The organism is Acidovorax carolinensis (assembly GCF_002157145.1).
Classification (GTDB): Bacteria; Pseudomonadota; Gammaproteobacteria; order Burkholderiales; family Burkholderiaceae_C; genus Acidovorax; species Acidovorax carolinensis.
This window is the reverse complement of sequence record NZ_CP021361.1, coordinates 734,639-754,773: the sequence shown is the minus strand read 5'-3', so window position 1 is coordinate 754,773 and position 20,135 is coordinate 734,639. Positions and strand designations below refer to the sequence as shown.

15 protein-coding genes and 2 pseudogenes are annotated in these 20,135 nt (G+C 62.6%); 9 read left to right on the top strand and 8 right to left on the bottom strand.

Annotation, left to right across the window (positions count from 1 at the left end):
- Window positions 1–39: 39 nt before the first annotated feature.
- The gene (gene miaB / locus CBP34_RS03545) at window positions 40–1,392 is read left to right on the top strand and encodes a tRNA (N6-isopentenyl adenosine(37)-C2)-methylthiotransferase MiaB (RefSeq protein WP_086926653.1); all 1,353 of its coding nucleotides are present in this window, start codon (window positions 40–42) and stop codon (window positions 1,390–1,392) included.
- 115 nt (window positions 1,393–1,507) lie between these two features.
- On the opposite strand, the gene ffh is transcribed toward miaB, so the two are convergent.
- Window positions 1,508–2,884: a signal recognition particle protein gene (gene ffh, locus CBP34_RS03540; RefSeq protein WP_086926652.1), complete on the bottom strand. Its 1,377-nt coding sequence runs from the start codon at window positions 2,882–2,884 to the stop codon at window positions 1,508–1,510.
- A gap of 86 nt (window positions 2,885–2,970) precedes the next feature.
- On the opposite strand from ffh, the gene CBP34_RS03535 reads away from it, so the two are divergent.
- From CBP34_RS03535 to CBP34_RS03500, 8 genes are all read left to right on the top strand, one after another.
- Window positions 2,971–3,768, top strand: coding sequence for a cytochrome C assembly family protein (locus tag CBP34_RS03535; RefSeq protein ID WP_094097324.1), 798 nt, complete (start codon window positions 2,971–2,973; stop codon window positions 3,766–3,768).
- Entirely contained in the window at window positions 3,765–3,992 is a 228-nt protein-coding gene (locus CBP34_RS03530) for a PP0621 family protein (RefSeq protein WP_094097323.1), read from the top strand. Before CBP34_RS03535 ends, CBP34_RS03530 begins: the two co-directional genes overlap by 4 nt.
- Window positions 3,993–3,996: 4 nt before the next feature.
- Entirely contained in the window at window positions 3,997–5,700 is a 1,704-nt protein-coding gene (locus tag CBP34_RS03525) for an ATP-binding protein (protein WP_094097322.1), read from the top strand.
- Window positions 5,701–5,716: 16 nt separating this feature from the next.
- The gene (locus tag CBP34_RS03520; RefSeq protein WP_094097321.1) at window positions 5,717–7,216 is read left to right on the top strand and encodes a sigma-54-dependent transcriptional regulator; all 1,500 of its coding nucleotides are present in this window, start codon (window positions 5,717–5,719) and stop codon (window positions 7,214–7,216) included.
- Window positions 7,200–7,820, top strand: coding sequence for a 1,6-anhydro-N-acetylmuramyl-L-alanine amidase AmpD (ampD, locus tag CBP34_RS03515; RefSeq protein ID WP_094097320.1), 621 nt, complete (start codon window positions 7,200–7,202; stop codon window positions 7,818–7,820). The genes CBP34_RS03520 and ampD overlap by 17 nt, the downstream gene beginning before the upstream one ends.
- A gap of 366 nt (window positions 7,821–8,186) precedes the next feature.
- The gene (locus CBP34_RS03510) at window positions 8,187–11,117 is read left to right on the top strand and encodes a ribonucleoside-diphosphate reductase subunit alpha (RefSeq protein ID WP_094097319.1); all 2,931 of its coding nucleotides are present in this window, start codon (window positions 8,187–8,189) and stop codon (window positions 11,115–11,117) included.
- Window positions 11,118–11,252: 135 nt separating this feature from the next.
- On the top strand, window positions 11,253–12,440 hold the full coding sequence (locus CBP34_RS03505) for a ribonucleotide-diphosphate reductase subunit beta (protein WP_086911414.1): 1,188 nt from the start codon (window positions 11,253–11,255) through the stop codon (window positions 12,438–12,440).
- 191 nt (window positions 12,441–12,631) lie between these two features.
- A complete protein-coding gene (locus CBP34_RS03500; protein ID WP_086928611.1) occupies window positions 12,632–13,225 on the top strand; it encodes a histone in 594 nt (197 codons plus the stop codon).
- 126 nt (window positions 13,226–13,351) lie between these two features.
- Here the strand turns inward: CBP34_RS03500 and CBP34_RS03495 are convergent, their stop codons facing one another.
- The 7 genes and pseudogenes from CBP34_RS03495 to CBP34_RS03465 all read right to left on the bottom strand — a co-directional run bounded on the left by CBP34_RS03495 (window position 13,352) and on the right by CBP34_RS03465 (window position 20,059).
- Complete coding sequence (locus CBP34_RS03495; protein ID WP_094097318.1) at window positions 13,352–14,248, bottom strand: carbohydrate kinase family protein; 897 nt, start codon at window positions 14,246–14,248, stop codon at window positions 13,352–13,354.
- Window positions 14,249–14,269: 21 nt separating this feature from the next.
- Window positions 14,270–15,244: a DUF3426 domain-containing protein gene (locus CBP34_RS19325; protein WP_236748558.1), complete on the bottom strand. Its 975-nt coding sequence runs from the start codon at window positions 15,242–15,244 to the stop codon at window positions 14,270–14,272.
- Window positions 15,245–15,839: 595 nt separating this feature from the next.
- The gene (gene prmA / locus CBP34_RS03485; protein WP_086911412.1) at window positions 15,840–16,742 is read right to left on the bottom strand and encodes a 50S ribosomal protein L11 methyltransferase; all 903 of its coding nucleotides are present in this window, start codon (window positions 16,740–16,742) and stop codon (window positions 15,840–15,842) included.
- A gap of 77 nt (window positions 16,743–16,819) precedes the next feature.
- Window positions 16,820–18,168, bottom strand: a pseudogene (gene accC, locus CBP34_RS03480) (acetyl-CoA carboxylase biotin carboxylase subunit).
- Between the two features lie 118 nt (window positions 18,169–18,286).
- Window positions 18,287–18,736 (bottom strand): acetyl-CoA carboxylase biotin carboxyl carrier protein, encoded by a 450-nt coding sequence (accB, locus tag CBP34_RS03475; protein WP_086926643.1) that lies wholly within the window; start codon window positions 18,734–18,736, stop codon window positions 18,287–18,289.
- A 149-nt stretch (window positions 18,737–18,885) separates the two neighbouring features.
- Window positions 18,886–19,467: a TlpA family protein disulfide reductase gene (locus CBP34_RS03470; protein WP_094097316.1), complete on the bottom strand. Its 582-nt coding sequence runs from the start codon at window positions 19,465–19,467 to the stop codon at window positions 18,886–18,888.
- Window positions 19,464–20,059, bottom strand: a pseudogene (locus tag CBP34_RS03465) (hypothetical protein). Before CBP34_RS03465 ends, CBP34_RS03470 begins: the two are co-directional and overlap by 4 nt.
- Window positions 20,060–20,135: the final 76 nt, after the last annotated feature.

Sequence of the window (20,135 nt, the reverse complement as noted above, 5' to 3'; positions counted from 1 at the left end):
CTGTGCGCCATGGCGTGCATTCCCGTTTGAGAAATCGCCATGTCCAAAAAAGTCTTTATCAAAACCTTCGGCTGCCAGATGAACGAGTACGACTCGGACAAGATGGCCGACGTGCTGGGCGCCGCCCAGGGTTATGAATCCACGCAGAACGTGGATGAAGCCGATCTGATCCTGTTCAACACCTGCTCGGTGCGCGAAAAGGCCCAGGAAAAGGTCTTCAGCGACCTCGGGCGCATCAAGCACCTCAAGGAAAAGGGCGTGCTCATCGGCGTGGGCGGTTGCGTGGCCAGCCAGGAAGGCGCCGAGATCATCAAGCGCGCACCTTATGTGGACGTGGTGTTCGGCCCGCAAACCCTGCACCGCCTGCCCGAGATGCTGAACCAGCGCGCGCGCCTGAACAAGCCCCAGGTGGACATCAGCTTCCCCGAGATCGAAAAATTCGACCACCTGCCGCCCGCACGGGTCGAGGGCGCATCGGCCTTTGTGTCGATCATGGAAGGCTGCAGCAAATACTGCAGCTACTGCGTGGTGCCCTACACGCGCGGCGAAGAAGTAAGCCGCCCGTTCGACGACGTGCTGGTGGAAGTGGCGGGCCTCGCCGACCAGGGCGTGAAAGAAATCACGCTCTTGGGCCAGAACGTGAACGCGTATCTGGGCAAGATGGGCCACGGTGTAGCCGGTGAAGGACTGGCCGAGATTGCCGACTTTGCGCTGCTGCTTGAATACGTGTCGGACATACCGGGCATCGAGCGCATCCGCTACACCACCAGCCACCCCAACGAGTTCACGCCCCGGCTGATCGAGGCCTACGCCAACATCCCCAAGCTCGCCAGCCACCTGCACCTGCCCGTGCAGCATGGCAGCGACCGCATCCTGATGGCCATGAAGCGCGGCTACACGGCCATGGAATACAAGAGCACGGTGAAGAAGCTGCGCGCCATCCGCCCCGACCTGGCCATGAGCAGCGATTTCATCGTGGGCTTTCCGGGCGAGACCGAGGACGACTTCCACAAGATGATGAAGCTGATCGACGACATCCACTTTGACAACAGCTTCAGCTTCATCTTCAGCCCCCGCCCTGGCACACCCGCTGCGGGACTGCAGGACGACACGCCGCATGAGGTGAAGCTGCGCCGCCTGCAGCACCTGCAATCTGTCATCAACGCAAACATCAAGTCCATCAGCGAAAGCCGCGTGGGAACGGTGCAGCGCATCCTGGTGGAGGGCGCCTCCAAGCGCGACGCCACCGAGCTGATGGGCCGCACCGAATGCAACCGCGTGGTCAACTTTGTCGGCCAGCCGCGCCTGGTGGGTCACATGGTGGATGTGGCCATCACCGAAGCCAAGGCCTACACGCTGCGCGGCGAGGTACTGGTGCGCGAAAACGCCTGAATACCTGCACACGCAACCCACAAAAAAACCGGCCTTGCGCCGGTTTTTTTATGCTTCTCTTTTTATAGCTATTAGCGCTTATTGCACAGGCGCTTGAGGCCAAAAACACTAAAAATCAGAACGGCATCTTGGGCATGCCCCCACCCATGCCCTTCATGCCGCCCATCTTCTTCATCATCTTCATCAGGCCGCCGCCCTTCATCTTCTTCATCATGCCCTGCATCTGCTCGAACTCCTTGAGCAGGCGGTTGACCTCTTGCACATGCACACCGGCGCCATTGGCAATGCGCTTCTTGCGGGTGGCCTTGATGAGATCGGGTTTTCGGCGCTCCAGCGGGGTCATGCTCTGGATGATGCCCTCCTTGCGCTTGATGTCTTTTTCGGCCTTGTCCATGTCCACCGCACCAGCCTTGGCCGTGAGGTGTGACGGCAGTTTGTCCATGAGGCTGGACAGGCCGCCCATCTGCTTCATCTGCTGGATCTGCGAGAGAAAGTCGTTCAGATCGAAGCCATCGCCGCTCTTGACCTTGGCGGCCAGCTTCTGGGCCGCCTCCATGTCCACGCCCGCACTCACCTGCTCGACCAGTGCCACGATGTCACCCATGCCCAGGATGCGCCCCGCGTGGCGCTCGGCATCGAACACCTCCAGGCCGTCGAGCTTTTCGGACACCCCGGCAAACTTGATGGGCGCACCCGTGATCTGGCGCACCGACAGCGCGGCACCGCCACGCGAATCGCCGTCGAGCTTGGTCAGCACGATGCCGGTCAATGGCAACGCCTCCTTGAAGGCCTTGGCCGTGTTGATCGCGTCCTGGCCCTGCATGGCATCGACCACGAACAGGGTTTCGACCGGGTTCAGCGCGGCATGCAGGTCCTTGATTTCCTTCATCAAGGCTTCGTCAATGGCCAGGCGGCCCGCCGTATCTACCAGCAGCACATCAAAGTAGTGCTTTTTGGCGTAATCGAGGGCGGCCAGGGCGATGTCGAGCGGCTTCTGGTCGGGCGTGCTGGGGAACCACTCCGCGCCGGCCTGCCTGGTCACGGTCTTGAGCTGCTCGATGGCGGCGGGGCGGTACACGTCGCCCGACACGGTCAGCACCTTCTTCTTGCGCTTTTCGATCAGGTGCTTGGCCAGCTTGGCCGTGGTGGTGGTCTTGCCCGCACCCTGCAGGCCCGCCATGAGGACGACGGCCGGTGGCTGCGCCGCCAGATTGATGTCGGATATGCCCTCGCCCATGGTGGCAGCCAGTTCGCGATTGACGATGCTGACCAGCGTCTGCCCGGGCTTGAGCGAGCCCAGCACCTCCTGGCCCAGGGCTTTTTCCTTGACACGGGCAATGAAGTCGCGCACCACGGGCAGCGCCACGTCGGCTTCGAGCAGGGCCATGCGCACCTCGCGCAGCATGTCCGTGACGTTGGACTCGGTGATGCGGGCCTGGCCGCGCATCTCCTTGACGAGGCGCGTGAGTTTGTCGGTAAGGGCGGAGGCCATAGGGTATTCCGGTAGTGCCCACTAGCGCCATCGGCGCGCGGACCCGCCAGGGCGCTGGCGGTGGGCGAAAGGCTAAACTGTCAGCCATGATTTTACCCAGTGCTTCCCCTGCCAGTTGGCTATTGGCCCTGGCAGCCGCTGCCGCGTATGCCGTGTCGGCGGCGGCGTCCTCGCGCCTGAGCGCCACCGCAGCGCGCAATGCGCTGCTGCTGGCGTGGGTGCTGCACGCCGCCGTGCTGGTGTGGGGTCTGTGGGGCGACACACCCCGCTTCGGCTTTGCGCCTGCGCTGTCGATGACCGCATGGCTGGTGCTCACCATGTATGCCGTGGAGCGGCAGCTGTTCCCCCAGTTGCAGGCCCGCTGGATCCTTGCGATGCTGGGCGCGGCGGCGATCGTGCTGAGCCTGCTGTTTCCTGGCCAGCCCCTGCATGTGGCCGCTTCGGCCTGGCTGCCGCTGCACCTGGCCCTGGGCATTGCCTGCTACGGTCTTTTCGCCGCAGCGGTCGTGCATGCCTGGCTCATGACACGCGCTGAGCGCCATATCCGCCAGGCTGCAGACCCGCAGAACGGAATCCCGCTGCTCACGCTGGAACGGCTCACCTTCCGTTTCGTGACCGCCGGTTTTGTCCTGTTGACGGCCACCCTGCTGGCCGGCTGGCTGTTTGGAGAAATGCTTTACGGGCATGCAGGGCGCTGGGACCACAAGGCGATCTTCTCGCTGCTGTCCTGGATCACCTTTGCCGCCCTGCTGCTGGGCCGCTCGCGCTTTGGCTGGCGGGGGCGCAATGCCGTGCGCATGCTCTACGCCGGTGCGGGGCTATTGCTGTTGGCCTATGTGGGCTCGCGCTTCGTGATGGAAGTCGTATTGGGTCGCAGCACATGAAATACCTCGTTCTGCTGGTTGTTCTGGCGGTGGCCGTAGGCATCTGGCGAAGCCGCCGCCCCCCCGTATCCGGTGCCGCAAAGACAGCGCCCCGCTCGCCCGCCCTGCCACAGGACATGGTGGCCTGCGATTACTGCGGGGTGCATGTGCCGCGCGTCGAGGCCCTGATGCTGGGGCAGCGCGCCTACTGCTGCGCCGAGCACAGGCGCCAACACAGCGCCTGACGCAATGCCTTTCCTGTCCTCAGGCTTTTCTCCGTCTGCCGTCGATGCCCCCTTTGTGCGCCTGTGGCGGGGGTTCCTGACCGGCCGCGTCATGGTGGCGCTGGCGCTGCTGTTTTTGCAGGGCCTGGGCCAATTCATAAACCTGGCCGCCGAGCCGGCGGTGCTGGCCGTGTGCCTGGCCTATCTTGCCGCCACCGTGGCCGAGCGCGCCCTGGCAGGCCGGGCCCCTCCCCCACCCACAGCTGGCCCGCAATGGCTACCGTTCATCGGCGTGGACCTGGCGGCGGTGTGCGCCTTGCAATTGCTGCAAGCCGGCACGATGAATTACACGCCCCTGTTCGGCCTGCCCATCCTGATGGCGGCAGTGCTGGGCACGCTGACCCTGGCCCTGGGCACGACGGCGGGCGTCACCTTGCTGCTGCTGGCCTGGGCCTGGTGGCAGGGCCAGCACAGTGGGGGCGATGACGCCGCGCGCTATCTCCAGAGCGCCCTGACCGGCACCGGCTTTTTCATCATCACTTACTTGGTACACCAGTTGTCTGTGCGGCTGGCGCGCGAACAGCAGCTGGCCCAGCAAAGCCAGCTGGCCGCTAGAGTGCAGTCCCAGGTGAGCGCGCTGGTGATCGAGCACCTCACCGACGGCGTGCTGGTGCTGGACCGCCAGGACATGGTGCGGATTGCCAACCCTGCCGCATTGCTGCTGTTGGGCGGCCCCAGCGCACTGAAGCCACCCTTTGCCCTGGGCGACAGCCCCGCCTGGCAGCCGCTGGTGACGCTGGCGCAGCGCACGTTCCGCCATGACCAGCCCGTCACGGCCGACGCCGACCTGCTTCACCCCGGGCAGAGCCCGACCGGGCTGCATGTGCGCACCTGGTTGACCGCCGCGCGCCACGAATCCCTGCAAGACCCCGGTGAGCGCTTGTGCGTGATGTTCCTGCACGACCTGCGCGAGCTGGAGGCCCGCCTGCGCACGGAAAAACTGGCCTCCATGGGCCGCATGTCAGCTGCCGTGGCCCACGAAATACGCAACCCGCTGGCGGCCATTGTCCAGGCCAATGCCTTGCTCGAGGAGGACCTGCATGACGCGGGCCAGAAACGGCTCGCCCAGATGGTGCGCCAGAACGCGGAGCGCCTGGCACGCATCGCCGAGGAAGTGCTGGACATTGCGCGGGTGCAACACCAGATCAGCCATGCGCCCGCCTCCACGCTGATGCTGGACGAATCCGTGGCCCAGATCTGGACCGACTGGCAACGCCAGAATCCGGCGCAGCGCCGCGCCACCATTTCACTGATGGCCCCCGACGCCCAGATCGAGTTCGATACCGAGCATCTGCGGCGTGTCCTTTTCAACCTGCTCGACAACGCCTTGCGGTACAAGGGCCAGGAAGACGATTCGCTGGTCATCACCACGCGCGTCAGCCCCTCGGGGCCGATCAGCCTGCAGGTTTGGAGCGATGGCGCGCCCATGGACAAATCGGTGGAGCGCCACCTGTTCGAGCCCTTCTTTTCGTCTGAAAGCCGATCCAGCGGGCTGGGCCTGTATATCTGCCGTGAGCTGTGCCAGCGCCACGGCGCGTCCATTGGCTACCAGCGCCTGGCACGCACAACAGCGCGCGGCGAGATCGGAGGCAATGCATTCACTGTGGGTTTCCGCCGCAACACACGCCCGGCCGTCAACGCGACCCTTTTTGACACCATCGTGGTCTGAACCACCCCCTGCACCCATGAACGCCCCAGCCGCCTCCATCCTCGTCGTCGACGATGAGCCCGATCTGCGCACCCTGTACGAACTGACGCTGCTGCGTGAAGGCTACCGCGTGGAAACCGCCTCCAGCGTTCAGGAGGCGCGCCAGCAGCTACAAGACCATCGGTATGACGCCGTCATCACCGACATGCGCCTGCCCGACGGCTTTGGCATGGAGTTGTTGCAGGATCTGCGAGACCAGCAGCGCCGGGAGCGCTGCGTGGTCATGACGGCTTACGGCTCGGCCGAGAACGCCGTCGAAGCCCTGCGCGCAGGGGCATTCGACTACTTGACCAAGCCGGTGGACCTGAAACAGTTTCGTTCGGTGGTGGCGTCTGCCATTCAGGGCACCGACGGTGTGCCTGCACCGCGCTCCAGCCGCAGCCCCGGCCGCCCGGGCAGTGCCTCCACCGAGCCGGTTGGCACCGGGGGGGCGCTGGACCGTCTCGTGGGCGATTCGCAGGCCATTCGCAATGTCAAGCAGCGCATCGCCAAGGTGGCCCGCAGCATGGCTCCGGTGCTCATCCATGGCGAATCCGGAACGGGCAAGGAACTGGTAGCCCAGGCACTGCACGCCAGCAGCCAGCGTTCTGACGGGCCGCTCATTGCCGTCAACTGCGGTGCCATTCCCGAAAACCTGCTGGAGGCCGAGTTCTTTGGCGCCCGCAAAGGCTCTTACACCGGAGCCAACCAGGATCGCGACGGCTATTTCCAGGCAGCACGCGGCGGCACCCTGTTTCTCGACGAAATCGGTGATCTGCCCCTGGCGATGCAATCGAAACTGCTGCGCTCCATCCAGGAGCGCAGCGTGCGACCCTTAGGATCGACCCAGGAGGAGACGGTGGATGTGCGGATCGTGAGTGCCACCCACCGCGACCTTGCGGCCGACGTGCTGTCGGGGCGATTCCGCCAGGACTTGTATTACCGCCTCAACGTGATCGAGATCGTCATTCCTCCGCTGCGCGAGCGGCGTGAGGACCTGCCCGCCCTGTGCGAAGCCTTGCTGACCCGCATTGGGCGCGAATCGGGCGTGAAGCCACCGGCGTTGACGGAGCGTGCGCTGAGCACCATCGCCAGTCACCCCCTCACCGGCAACGTGCGCGAGCTGGAAAACCTGCTGCACCGCGCCGTGGCGCTCAGTGACGGGGACGAACTGCATGTGGAGTGCGCCGCATCCACCGCCGAGGCCTTTGGCACCCGGCCAGCACCCGCCGCCCCGCCAGCGTCCGACGCCAAATTACCATCTGGCACGCAAGGGACCAGTGGGCCGCCCCCATGCGCCACGCTGCCCAATGACCTTCAGGCCTGGCTCGACCAGCAGGAGCGGGAAATACTGGTCCGCGCACTGCGCGAAGCCAACTTCAACCGGACAGCCACTGCAGCACGGCTGGGCATCAGCCTGCGCCAGATCCGCTACCGCATTGCCCGCTTGAATATTGCTGCGCCGAACGACAACGACGTGCATGACGACCTTGCCTGACGAGCCGGCCGCTCGGACTTTGTGGGACGCGGGCTGGCATCGGGACGCCCTCAGGCAACCATCGCCCAATTTTGGCCCACGGCCCAACGGAGCCAGCATCGACCTGATCGTCGTCCACTCCATCAGCCTTCCGCCGGGGCAGTATGGCAGCGGAGCGGTGCAGCAGCTGTTTGCCAACACCCTCGACTGGGACGCGCACCCCTACTTCCAAAGTATCCGGGGGCTGCAGGTGTCCTCGCACTTGTTCATAGAGCGGGACGGCACCCTCTGGCAATTTGTGGACTGCGACCAGCGCGCCTGGCATGCCGGCCAATCCAGTTACCGTGGGCGCGCCCAATGCAACGACGACTCGATTGGCATCGAGCTGGAAGGACTCGAAGGACAGACCTTTGAGCCGGTGCAGTACGCGGTGTTGGCCCGTCTGTGCAGCCACATTGCACAGCGCTACCCCGTGGCCCATGTGGCGGGGCATGAACATATCGCGCCGGGACGCAAGCAAGACCCCGGCCCGGGATTCGACTGGACACGGCTGCAACGCCTGCTCGCCTGGCCTCTCTCGCGGTTTCCCATCGAAACCCGAGGCGCTGCGGACGCCACCCGATGATGCCGCTGTAGCACGCAAACATCAGCACTTGCCCGCCCATCCAGCGGGTGAAAAAAAGTCTGCCGCAATGTCCATGCGGCCTGCTCCAGAAAAACCGCCTGCATCGCCCGATTTTGCTTGATTTCAGTCATGACAAGCCCGCTGCACGGGGCTTTCTGGACCTATCGATACCCTGCTTCGCGCCCCTTCAAGAACTTGTTTGAAGCAGAAAGGGTTTTCCCGGCTGTACACTACCGGTAGTGTCTTGAACACTCTCGACACACCACATATAGCGTGCTGTCGATTGAAACGTTGCACCCTGCGAATTCCGCGACTGCATTTCCAGCCCGCCAGCCCATCCCGGACAGCCCACAGAAGAGGACACCCATGCAAGCTGCTTTGAACACCCCGCCCGCCACCCTCGCCGCCACCCCACAGGGGTTGCCAGCACACAGCGCCGCTGCAGCCAACGTGCTGACGCACTACCAGATCATCCGGCGCAACGGCGCTGTCGTCCCGTTCGAGCCGCAAAAGATCGCCGTTGCCATGATGAAGGCCTTCCTGGCCGTGCACGGCACCCAAGGCGCTGCATCGGCCAGCGTGCGCGAGGTGGTGGATGCGCTGACGCAAAACGTGATCCGTGCGCTGATGCGCTCACGACCTGGCGGCGGGACCTTTCATATTGAAGACGTGCAAGACCAGGTGGAACTGGGCCTGATGCGCGGCGGCCACCATGAAATTGCGCGGGCCTATGTGCTTTATCGGGAGCGCCGCACTCAGGAGCGCGCGCGACAAACCGAAGAGCAGATGCCTGCCGCCCCCCAGTTGCATGTCATTGACGGCGGCGAGCGGGTGGTGCTGGACCTGACGCGCCTCCAGTCCCTCATCGCATCCGCCTGTGTCGGCCTGGGAGCAGACATTAGCGCCCAGCCCATCGTGGCGGAAACCATGCGCAATCTGTATGACGGTGTCCCGATGGAAGAGGTCTACAAGGCCTCCATCCTCGCCGCACGCACCCTGATCGAGAAGGATCCGGACTACACCTATGCCACGGCGCGGCTGCTGCTGCACACCATCGTGCGGGAAGTCCTGGGCCGCGAAGTCACCCAGGCCGAAATGGCGCAAAGCTATGTGGACTATTTCCCGCAGTTCATCAAAAAGGGCGTGGAAAACGACCTGCTCGATGAACGCTTGCTGCAATACGACCTGCAGCGCCTGGGCGCCGCGCTCAAGGCCGACCGCGACCTAAAATTCGATTACCTGGGCCTGCAGACCCTGTATGACCGCTATTTCCTGCACGTCAAGAAAACCCGCATTGAACTGCCCCAGGCTTTCTTCATGCGCGTGGCCATGGGCCTGTCGCTCAATGAAATAGACCGCGAAGCCCGCGCCATCGAGTTCTATGAAATCCTCTCGAGCTTCGACTTCATGTCCAGCACGCCCACGCTGTTCAACAGCGGCACGCTGCGCTCGCAGCTGTCCTCGTGTTACCTGACCACGGTGCCCGACGACCTCGATGGCATCTATGAGTCCATCAAGGAAAACGCCCTGCTTTCTAAGTTTGCCGGCGGCCTGGGCAACGACTGGACCCGCGTGCGCGCACTGGGCAGCCACATCAAGGGCACCAATGGCGAGTCGCAAGGCGTAGTGCCCTTCCTCAAGGTGGTCAACGACACGGCCGTGGCCGTGAACCAGGGCGGCAAGCGCAAGGGCGCCGTCTGCACCTACCTGGAAACCTGGCACCTCGACATCGAAGAGTTCCTGGAACTGCGCAAGAACACCGGCGATGACCGCCGCCGCACGCACGACATGAACACGGCCAACTGGATTCCCGACCTGTTCATGCGCCGCGTGATGGAAAAGGGTACATGGACCCTGTTCTCGCCCTCGAACGTGCCCGACCTGCACGATCTCTTTGGCGCCGACTTCGAAAAGGCCTATGTCGCCTATGAAGAAAAGGCTGCGCGCGGCGAGATCAAGCCGGCCAAGACGGTGCAGGCCACCGACATGTGGCGCAAGATGCTGACCATGCTGTTCGAGACCGGCCACCCCTGGATCACGTTCAAGGATGCCTGCAACGTGCGTTCGCCCCAGCAGCATGCCGGCGTGGTGCACTCCAGCAACCTGTGCACCGAGATCACGCTCAACACCAGCGACACCGAAACCGCCGTGTGCAATCTCGGCTCGGTGAACCTGCTGCAGCATCTGAAAGATGGCCAGATCGACCACGACAAGCTCAAGAAGACCATCACGGTCGCCATGCGCATGCTCGACAACGTGATCGACATCAACTACTACGCCGTCAAGAAGGCCCGCGACTCCAACCTGCGCCACCGCCCGGTCGGCCTGGGTGTCATGGCCTTCCAGGACAGTCTGTACGAATTGCGCATCCCTTACGCTTCGCAGGAAGCCGTGGAATTCGCCGATCAGTCGATGGAAGCCATCTGCTACTACGCCTACTGGGCTTCCACCGAGCTGGCCCGGGAGCGCGGCAAGTACTCCAGCTACAAGGGCTCGCTGTGGGATCGCGGCATTCTGCCTTTCGACACGCTGGACATGCTGTCCGAGGCCCGCGGCGGCTATGTGGAAGTGGACCGCTCGTCCACGCTGGACTGGGATGCCCTGCGCAAGAAGATTGCACAGGACGGCATGCGCAACTCCAACTGCGTCGCCATCGCACCCACCGCCACCATCTCCAACATCATCGGTGTCGATGCGTCGATCGAGCCTTCGTTCGGTAACCTGTCGGTCAAGTCCAACCTGTCCGGTGAGTTCACGGTCATCAACGGCGGCTTGGTGCGCGACTTGAAGCGCCTGGGCTTGTGGGATGACGTGATGATCATGGACCTCAAGCACTTCAAGGGATCGCTGCACTCCATCGACCGCGTGCCCCAGGACATCAAGGCGCTGTACTCCACGGCGTTTGAAGTGGAGCCCCAGTGGCTGGTGGAAGCCGCATCGCGTCGCCAGAAGTGGATCGACCAGGCGCAGAGCCTGAACATCTACATGGCCGGCGCATCGGGCAAGAAGCTCGACGACACCTACAAGCTGGCCTGGGTACGCGGCCTGAAGACCACCTACTACCTGCGCACGCAAAGCGCCACGCACGTCGAGATGAGCACCGTGAACACACGCCAGCTCAACGCGGTTTCGTCAGGCAATGACGGTGGCGCAGCCAGCGCGTCGGCCGCTGCACCGACCCAACCCAGCGCGCTCGAAGCAGCGGCTGCCGCTGCTGCTGCGCAGGCGGCCGCACTGCCCGCCACAGACATCAAGTTCTGTGCGATCGACGATCCCACTTGCGAAGCCTGTCAGTAAGGACTTCACCAGCAACGCCTCGGACCCATCCGAGGCGTTGTCCATGTGCTGTGAAGCAACAAATCCTTGCTGCGCAACGCTTCAGTGCTTTTCTTTTCGCAGCACTGCTTTCATAATCCGAACACTGGAAAATCTATGTTGACCTGGGACGAAGAAGTCAAGCCCTCATCGCAAAATCAACTGGACGGCGGTCTGAACAGCAACCGCCTGGCGGGACAACCGCCTCTGTCTTTCCAGACCCCATCACTGCAACCGGTGAGCGCCACGCTCCCCGCTGCCAGCACCGCCACCACCATTGCCGCCCATCGCCGCGTCAACGCTGCCGACAAGCGCATCATCAACGGCCAGACCGATGTCAATCAGCTGGTGCCGTTCAAGTACAAATGGGCGTGGGAAAAATACCTGGCCACCTGCGCCAACCACTGGATGCCCCAGGAAGTGAACATGACGCGGGACATCGCGTTGTGGAAGGACCCTAACGGTCTGACCGAAGACGAGCGCCGCATCATCAAGCGCAACCTGGGCTTCTTCGTCACCGCCGATTCGCTGGCCGCCAACAACATCGTGCTGGGCACCTACCGCCACATCACGGCGCCTGAGTGCCGTCAGTTCCTGCTGCGCCAGGCGTTTGAAGAAGCAATCCACACGCACGCCTACCAGTACATCGTCGAATCGCTCGGTCTCGATGAGAGCGAGATCTTCAACGCCTACAACGAAGTCCAGTCGATTCGCGACAAGGACCAGTTCCTGATCCCTTTCATCGAGGCGATCATGGACCCCAACTTCCACACCGGCACACCCGAAACCGACCAGACGCTGCTCAAGTCGCTGATCGTCTTTGCCTGCCTGATGGAAGGCCTGTTTTTCTATGTCGGCTTCACGCAGATCCTGGCGCTGGGCCGCCAGAACAAGATGACCGGTGCAGCCGAACAGTACCAGTACATCCTGCGCGACGAGTCGATGCATTGCAATTTCGGCATCGACCTGATCAACCAGCTCAAGCTGGAGAACCCCCACCTGTGGACGGCAGAGTTCAAGGCCGAGATCAAGGCGCTGTTCCTCAAGGCGGTCGAGCTGGAATACCGCTACGCTGAGGACACCATGCCCCGCGGCGTGCTGGGCATGAACGCCTCCATGTTCAAAGGCTACCTGCGCTACATCGCAAACCGACGTGCCACGCAAATCGGGCTTGAAACACTGTTCCCCAACGAAGAAAACCCGTTCCCGTGGATGAGCGAGATGATCGACCTGAAGAAGGAACGCAACTTCTTCGAGACCCGGGTTATTGAATACCAGTCCGGTGGTGCGCTGTCCTGGGACTAGCGCCCCTTTTTTGCAGACATCACACCACCATGGATATTTACACCACGCCCCAACTGAGCAGCGCCGCAAAGCGCTGTCCTGTGCGGCGTTTCCGTGTTCATGGGGATGGAGTTCTTCTCCATCCCCATGGATCGCTTTCTGTCCACTGCAGACAGGAAGTGCTCTTTGCAAATTGACCCAAGGAGAACATGATGGCAACTGCGAAAAAACCGGCCGCCAAGAAGGCTGCACCAGCGAAGAAAGCTGCTCCTGCCAAGAAGGTAGTGGCCGCCAAGAAGGCTGCACCAGCGAAGAAAGCTGCTCCTGCCAAGAAGGTAGTGGCTGCCAAGAAGGCTGCACCAGCGAAGAAAGCTGCTCCTGCCAAGAAGGTAGTGGCTGCCAAGAAGGCTGCACCAGCGAAAAAAGCTGCTCCTGCCAAGAAGGTAGTGGCTGCCAAGAAGGCTGCACCAGCGAAAAAAGCTGCTCCTGCCAAGAAGGTAGTGGCTGCCAAGAAGGCTGCACCAGCGAAGAAAGCTGCTCCCGCCAAGAAGGTAGTGGCTGCCAAGAAGGCTGCACCAGCGAAGAAAGCCGCTCCTGCCAAGAAGGTAGTGGCCGCCAAGAAGGCTGCACCAGCGAAGAAAGCTGCTCCTGCCAAGAAGGCTGCTGCACCTGCCCCAAAGGCAGCCCCGGCAAAGAAAGCCGCTCCAGCCAAGAAAGCCGTGAAGGCCCCTGCGGCAGCGCCGTCTGCGCAAACCACGCTGAATCCCCAGGCCGCCTGGCCCTTCCCTACCGGCACCAAGCCGTAAGCTCGGCACACTCAGTGCCCAACCCGGTGCTAACGCACCGGGTTTTTTTATGCCAAGAACAATGCTGGCCAGACGTCCTGACCGCTATCGGCAGCGCAGACAGCGAATTCCGGCATGCACGCTGCGTCAGGCTGGGGTGAAGTCCAATATGTAGTTTTGCGGTCCACGTTGTGCAATTTTGAGAGCCCCCACCCGATTGCCCAACTCGGCGCAGCGCACGAGCGACCAGCCGCGCTCCAACCCAAAAAGCAGCGCACCCCGCCATGCGTCGCCACATCCCGTCGGGTCCACCACCTGGGCCGGCTTTGCGGCAGGGACCAGCGTCTTTTCTCCGTCAACCCACACCTCACAACCCTGTGCCCCGAGCGTGACAATCAGTCCCTTCACCTTTCGCGAGATTTCCGCGCATGACCAGCCGGTGCGATCGCACAGCATCTTGCCTTCATAGTCGTTCACGGTGACCCAGGTGGCCTGCTCAACAAACCGGGACAGTTCAGTTCCGCTGAACATGGGCAGACCCTGGCCTGGATCGAAGACAAAAGGAATGTCTGCCGCCACAAACTGCGCCGCATGCTCCAGCATTGCGTCCCGACCATCAGGCGCCACAATGCCAAGACGCGCATCGGTCTGAGGCTCAATCCGGTTCGCATGGGCCTGCATCATGGCCCCGGGATGAAATGCCGTGATCTGGTTGTTGTCACGGTCCGTCATGATCATGGCCTGCGCCGTGTAGGCGTCATGGACCTGACCTACGTGCGCCGTGCTGATCCCCAACTCCTTCAGTCGCAAAAGATAATCGGTACCGTCGCTACCCAGCATGGCCATGGGCAGCGGCTCGCCCCCCAGCAGGCGCAGGCTGTAGGCAATGTTGCCCGCGCATCCTCCAAAATCGCGCCGCAAAGAGGGCACCAGGAAAGACACATTGAGGATATGCAACTGATCGGGCAGGATCTGCTCGGCAAACCGCCCTTCAAAAGTCATGATGGTGTCAAACGCAAGAGAACCGCAAATCAGTACAGCCATGGCACAAGGTAAATAAAAGGATCAGGGATAAAACGCCACCAGCCGGTAGCCCGCCACGCGCGCCCCGCCCGTGGTCACGATGACTGCAACCGAACTGGACCAGTCTCCCAGGGCCGGCAGTTCCGTGGGAGCCGCCATCTCCTGCGGCAAAAACACCCTCCGGACCACAGGCTGGTCCTGTGCATCGGTCAAGGTCAATTCCATGGCAGGCGTAGCAAGGGGCACGGTTGCACGGTTTTTGATGGCAAAGGTCAGCTGGTAGCTGTCTCCGCGCGCCTTATGGAATGAAGAGCTGTCAATCATGACATCTGATATGCGCCGCAGCGGAGCCAACGCGCATTGGAAGGGTTCGCACAACATCTGAAGCCAGGGGCGAATACGGGTATCCATGGCAGCAATGCGATCACGCTCGTGCAACATCACCTGCAATGCCAAGGTACACAAAAGCACGAACACGACCGCCCCCAGCACCACCCGCACAAATGGGCGCCGCCAGAAGGCCTTGCGCTTCGCCGCGCGCACGAAACTCACGTCATCTGCGCCCAAAACCTCATCGGGCAAGTCGTCGCCTTCCTGATCATGCGGCATGCCGTCACGAGGGTTCCCCTCCAACGCATCCCCCGGCCCCATGCCAGACGACGACCTACTGGACAAAGTTTCAGGCGATGAGGGCTCGTCGAATGACTCGCCAGGCCCCCACTCTGACCCGTCCTCCTGGGCCTGCGCACTTTCAAGCGGATCGGCGAAATCGCCAGTTTCAGGCTCCTCGACAGATTGCTTGGATAGCACCCCCGTAGGTGGAAGCAGCACACCGACTGCGGTAGGTGGATCTCCGCCCCGCAACTCTTCAGGCCACTCCGCGTCCCTCAACTCGGCAGTTGGCAGTTCGTAGCCTGCAGGGCTCTCATGCATCTCGACCGCAGGAGTTTCGTCCGTTGACGATTCACCTTCACCGATAAGCGTGAACGGTGCCAGCGCATCGGATATCGATGCCATGTCGGTATCGCCTGCAGACACACCAGGCCGCCAGGGAAATGGCCTGGATGGCTGCGGCGTCGTCTCTGTCTCTGTCTCTGCCTCTGTCTCTGTCTCTGTCTCTGTCTCTGTCTCTGTCTCTGTCTCTGTCTCTGTCTCTGGGAAAGATACAACCGCCGTTTCCGCGACAAGAAATGCTGGAACCACCGGACCCGGTACATCCAGCACAGCGTCTGGCGCAGGGGGCTCCCACGATGCATCGGACGAGTCAGTGGGGGGCATGGACGGCACAGAAGAAGCTGCAGGGTTGTCAGCAGCAGTGGAAGCACCCCAGGCACGCCCCGCATCGGCGGCACCCGCCACAGGTGTTGGCGGCGGACGCGCTGCGGTCATGGACAAGTCCGGCAGCAAGGCCTGCGGCCCCAACGGCAGCAGATGGGCTGACGCGTCAAAGACCTCCTTGCATTGCCCGCAGCGCACCCAGCCATCGGAAATGCGCAACTGGTCGGCAACCACCTTGAACATAGTCGCGCAGGACGGGCAGCGTGTGATCTGGCTCATCTGCGATCCATGGTAATCGGCGCCCCCTTAGACAATCGGCTGCTGTGCAGGAAATTCAGCGGGAGCCCGTCATGAGAATCCAGCCATCCTCGGCATCGGCAACCTCCAGGCGGATCCACGGCGCGTAGGCCTCCTGCAACTCCTGCGCCTGGCGCTCCAGGATACCTGCGAGAACAAGGTGGCCGCCTGAAGCCACATGCGCGCACAGCAAGGGGGCCAGCACCTTCAACGGAGTGGCCAGAATGTTGGCCAGCACGGTGTGGTAAGTCCCCAGGGCCTTGTCCGGAAGGCCGGCCTGCACCTGTACGCCATTGGCCTGTGCGTTCTGCACCGTGGATTCGACGGCCGCCGGGTCAATGTCCACGGCATCAATGTCGGTAGCACCGAACTTGGCCGCACCGATGGCCAGGATGCCCGAGCCACAGCCGTAGTCCAGCACACGCCCCAGCGGATTCCCAGCCTCGGCGCTGGCAGCACCGTGGCGTGCAATCCATCGCAGGCACATGCGCGTGGTGGGATGGGTGCCCGTGCCAAAGGCCAGCCCCGGATCCAGCCGGATGCTGCGCAGTGCCTGCGCGGGCAGCTCGTGCCAGGTGGGAACAATCCAGAAGTCGGGGGTGATGTCGACCGGCGCAAACTGTGACTGCGTCAGCCGCACCCAATCTTGTTCCGGCACGGTCGCCAGGCCCAGCACCTGACAGCCCGCGAAAAAATCCTGCACAGTCAAGAGCTGCTGGGCGTCGCGCGCTGCGGCTTCCGTCGCGAACAAGGCCACTACCCGGCTGCGCTGCCAGCCGTCCTTGGGAGGCGGCATACCCGGCTCGCCGAACAATGCCTGCTCGGCGTCGGTCTGCGCATCGGCGTCCTCCACCGATACGCTCAGCGCATCCAGCGCGTCCAGCGCATCGCTCACCGCCTCAATGCGGTCTTCCGGACACATCAGACTCAGCTCAAACATGGGACACGCCTCTCAGAAAAAATGAAATGCTGGCACCCGTTCCCAGGAGCCAGCATGAAACGATGCGCAGGGTGGCTTCACCGCTTGTGCTGCGACAGCCATTCTTCAAGATAGTGAATGTTGGTGCCGCCCGCCACAAACTTGGCATCCACCATCAACTCGCGGTGCAGCGGCACATTGGTGTTGATCCCCTCAATCACCGTCTCCGACAGCGCCGTGCGCATGCGGGCCAGGGCCTGCTCACGCGTGTCGCCATGCACGATGATCTTGCCGATCATCGAGTCGTAGTTTGGCGGAACAAAATAGTTCGTGTAGGCATGCGAGTCCACGCGCACCCCCGGGCCGCCCGGTGCATGCCACATGGTGATACGCCCCGGCGAAGGAGTGAACTTGTAGGGGTCTTCCGCATTCACCCGGCACTCGATGGCATGGCCACGAATTTCCACCTGCCGCTGGGTGAAGGGCAGTTTTTCACCGGCGGCCACCATGATCTGCGTGCGCACGATGTCTACACCCGTGATCCATTCGGTCACCGGGTGCTCCACCTGCACGCGCGTGTTCATCTCGATGAAGTAGAACTCACCGTTTTCGTAAAGGAACTCGAACGTGCCCGCACCGCGGTAACCGATCTTCTTGCAGGCCGCCACACAACGCTCACCGATCCGCTCGATCAGCTTGCGGGGAATGCCGGGCGCCGGCGCCTCTTCAATCACCTTCTGGTGGCGCCGCTGCATCGAGCAGTCGCGCTCGCCCAGATACACGGCGTTGCGGTGCTTGTCGGCGAGAATCTGTATCTCGATATGGCGCGGGTTCTGGAGGAACTTCTCCATGTACACCGCCGGATTGCCAAACGCAGCGCCCGCCTCGGCCTTGGTCATCTGCACGGCGTTGACCAGGGCAGCCTCGGTGTGCACCACGCGCATCCCGCGGCCCCGCCGCCACCGGCGGCCTTGATGATCACCGGGTAACCCACGGCTTTGGCAATGCGGCGAATCTGCACCGGATCGTCCGGCAGCTCGCCGTCAGATCCGGGCACGCAGGGCACGCCGGCACGGATCATGGCCTGCTTGGCCGACACCTTGTCGCCCATCATGCGGATGTTTTCGGGTGTGGGGCCAATGAACTGGAAACCGCTTTTTTCCACCCGCTCGGCGAAATCAGCATTTTCGGACAGGAACCCATAGCCCGGGTGGATGGCTTCGGCATCCGTCACCTCGGCCGCCGAGATGATGGCGGGCATGTTGAGGTAAGACAGTGGCGACGGCGCCGGCCCAATGCAGACGGCCTCTTCGGCCAGCTTCACATACTTGGCGTCACGATCGGCCTCGGAATACACCATCACGGCTTTGACGCCCAACTCCTGGCAGGCGCGCTGGATGCGGAGGGCGATTTCGCCGCGATTGGCAACAAGGATCTTTTTAAACATAGGCTGTCTCGCGGCTCATCGCCCGCACGCTGGCGCGCGCCAGGGCAATTTGCTTTGCCTTGCCGCTGGCAAGAACGCCACAATTGGCAACAAGGGTCTTCATAAACATGGGCAGGGGTTACTCGATCACGAACAGCGGCTGTCCGTATTCCACGGCCTGGCCGTTTTCACCCAGAATCTTCGTCACGGTGCCAGACTTGTCGGCCTCGATCTCGTTGAGGATCTTCATGGCTTCGATGATGCAGATCGTCTCGCCTTCCTTGACCTGGCTGCCCACCTCGACGAACGCCTTGGCGCCCGGGCTCGATGAACGGTAGAACGTGCCCACCATGGGAGACTTCACCACATGACCGGTCGGCGCTGCGGCCACCGGGGCCGGCAACTCCGCAACGGCTGCGGGCGCAGCGGCAGCCGCCGGAGCGGGCATGGGGGCAGGAACATATTGCTGCACCACGGCACCGCCACTCTTGACGATACGGACCTTGCCTTCGGCTTCTGTGATCTCGAGTTCGGACACATTCGACTCGGATACCAGGTCGATCAGGGTTTTGAGTTTTCGCAAATCCATGGGAGCTCCAACGGCTATAAAACTGAATAAGGCGCGAATTTACTCCAATTTCAGCCTACTTCAGTCTTCGGAGCGCATTTTTCACTGCCCGCATCAGGGCATTACCACGCCATGCGACGTCAAATTGCCATGTTGCAGCCCGACCCCGATCAGCGCAGGGCGCTCCACGTTTTCAAATCTTCCGGGGTCACCTGACCCATTTTACGATGCGCCACGCGCCCGTCCCCGCTGAACACCACCGTAAACGGCAGTCCACCCGTCAAATTACCGAGCGAACGCCCCAACTCCGAGCCCCCCAGTCCTGCCAGGCCCACGGGAAAATCGAGCGGCAGCCGAGCCAGGAATTTCCGCACCGAAGACGGCTGATCAATCGCCAACCCCACCACTTGCCAGCCACTGGCCTTGTTCTCGCGGTAAAAGTTATTAAGCATGGGCAACTCGTCCACGCAGGGCGGGCACCAGGTTGCCCAGAAGTTGAGCAACAACGGCTTGCCGGCAAACGACCCCATGGCCAGGTGCGCCCCATCGGGCGTATCAAACGCCTGCGCCCAAAGCGCCTGCGCTGCGCCCTCCTGCATGGCATGAGGTTGCAGTCGCCACCATGCCAGCCCGGCACCGCCAACGGCGGCGGCTGCGGCCACACCGGCGTACAGGGCCCGGCGCCGGCTCACCGGCCTTGCGGCGTGAGGGGGCAACGAAGAAGCAGAAGATTCCGTCAGGGGCGCGGTCATGGAACATTTTCCTGGAGAAGACGTCGCACCGCGGTGATGTCACCGCGCGGCGATCGCCCCTTGGCATCGGGGCGCAAGGCCCGCGCAAGTCATCAAGATCGTAGATCAGCAAGTGCACGCCGATCATTTCGCCCAGTTCAGGGCACATGCTGCCCACACTCAGGGCCTCCACAGAATCGCCGTGAAAGCCCGCAACGGTGCGCGGCTCGTAATCGACGTTATGGTCTATCAACGCGATTTCGGCCGATTTGGAGTCATCACAGAACAACTGCAAATAAATATCCGACAGTCGGGTGGCCGTGCCACGCCACACCGCCCCTCCCAGGTGGGGCCGAAAGGCCGCCATGCGCTCCATCCAGACCAGCGCCAGCTGGCGCAGGGCACGCAATTCGCGCGGCTGGGTGTCAGCGCAAAAGAGCGCGATGTACTCGCGCACGGCGTCTTCCACCGCGTCGTTGTCGGGCAGCGGGGTGCGCGCCGGCAGGCCGAGTTCACGCAGCGCGCGGCGCTTGGCAGGGCCCCATTCCAGTCCCTCTTCCACGACCAGCCGGGCGGTGGTGCTGGCGATTTCGGCGCTCAAAGGTGTGGGCATGGCGGCATCGGATGGCGTTGGAGGCCCTATTGTGGCGCCAACCCATGACAGACAGCCACTGCGCGCCCCATGGCCC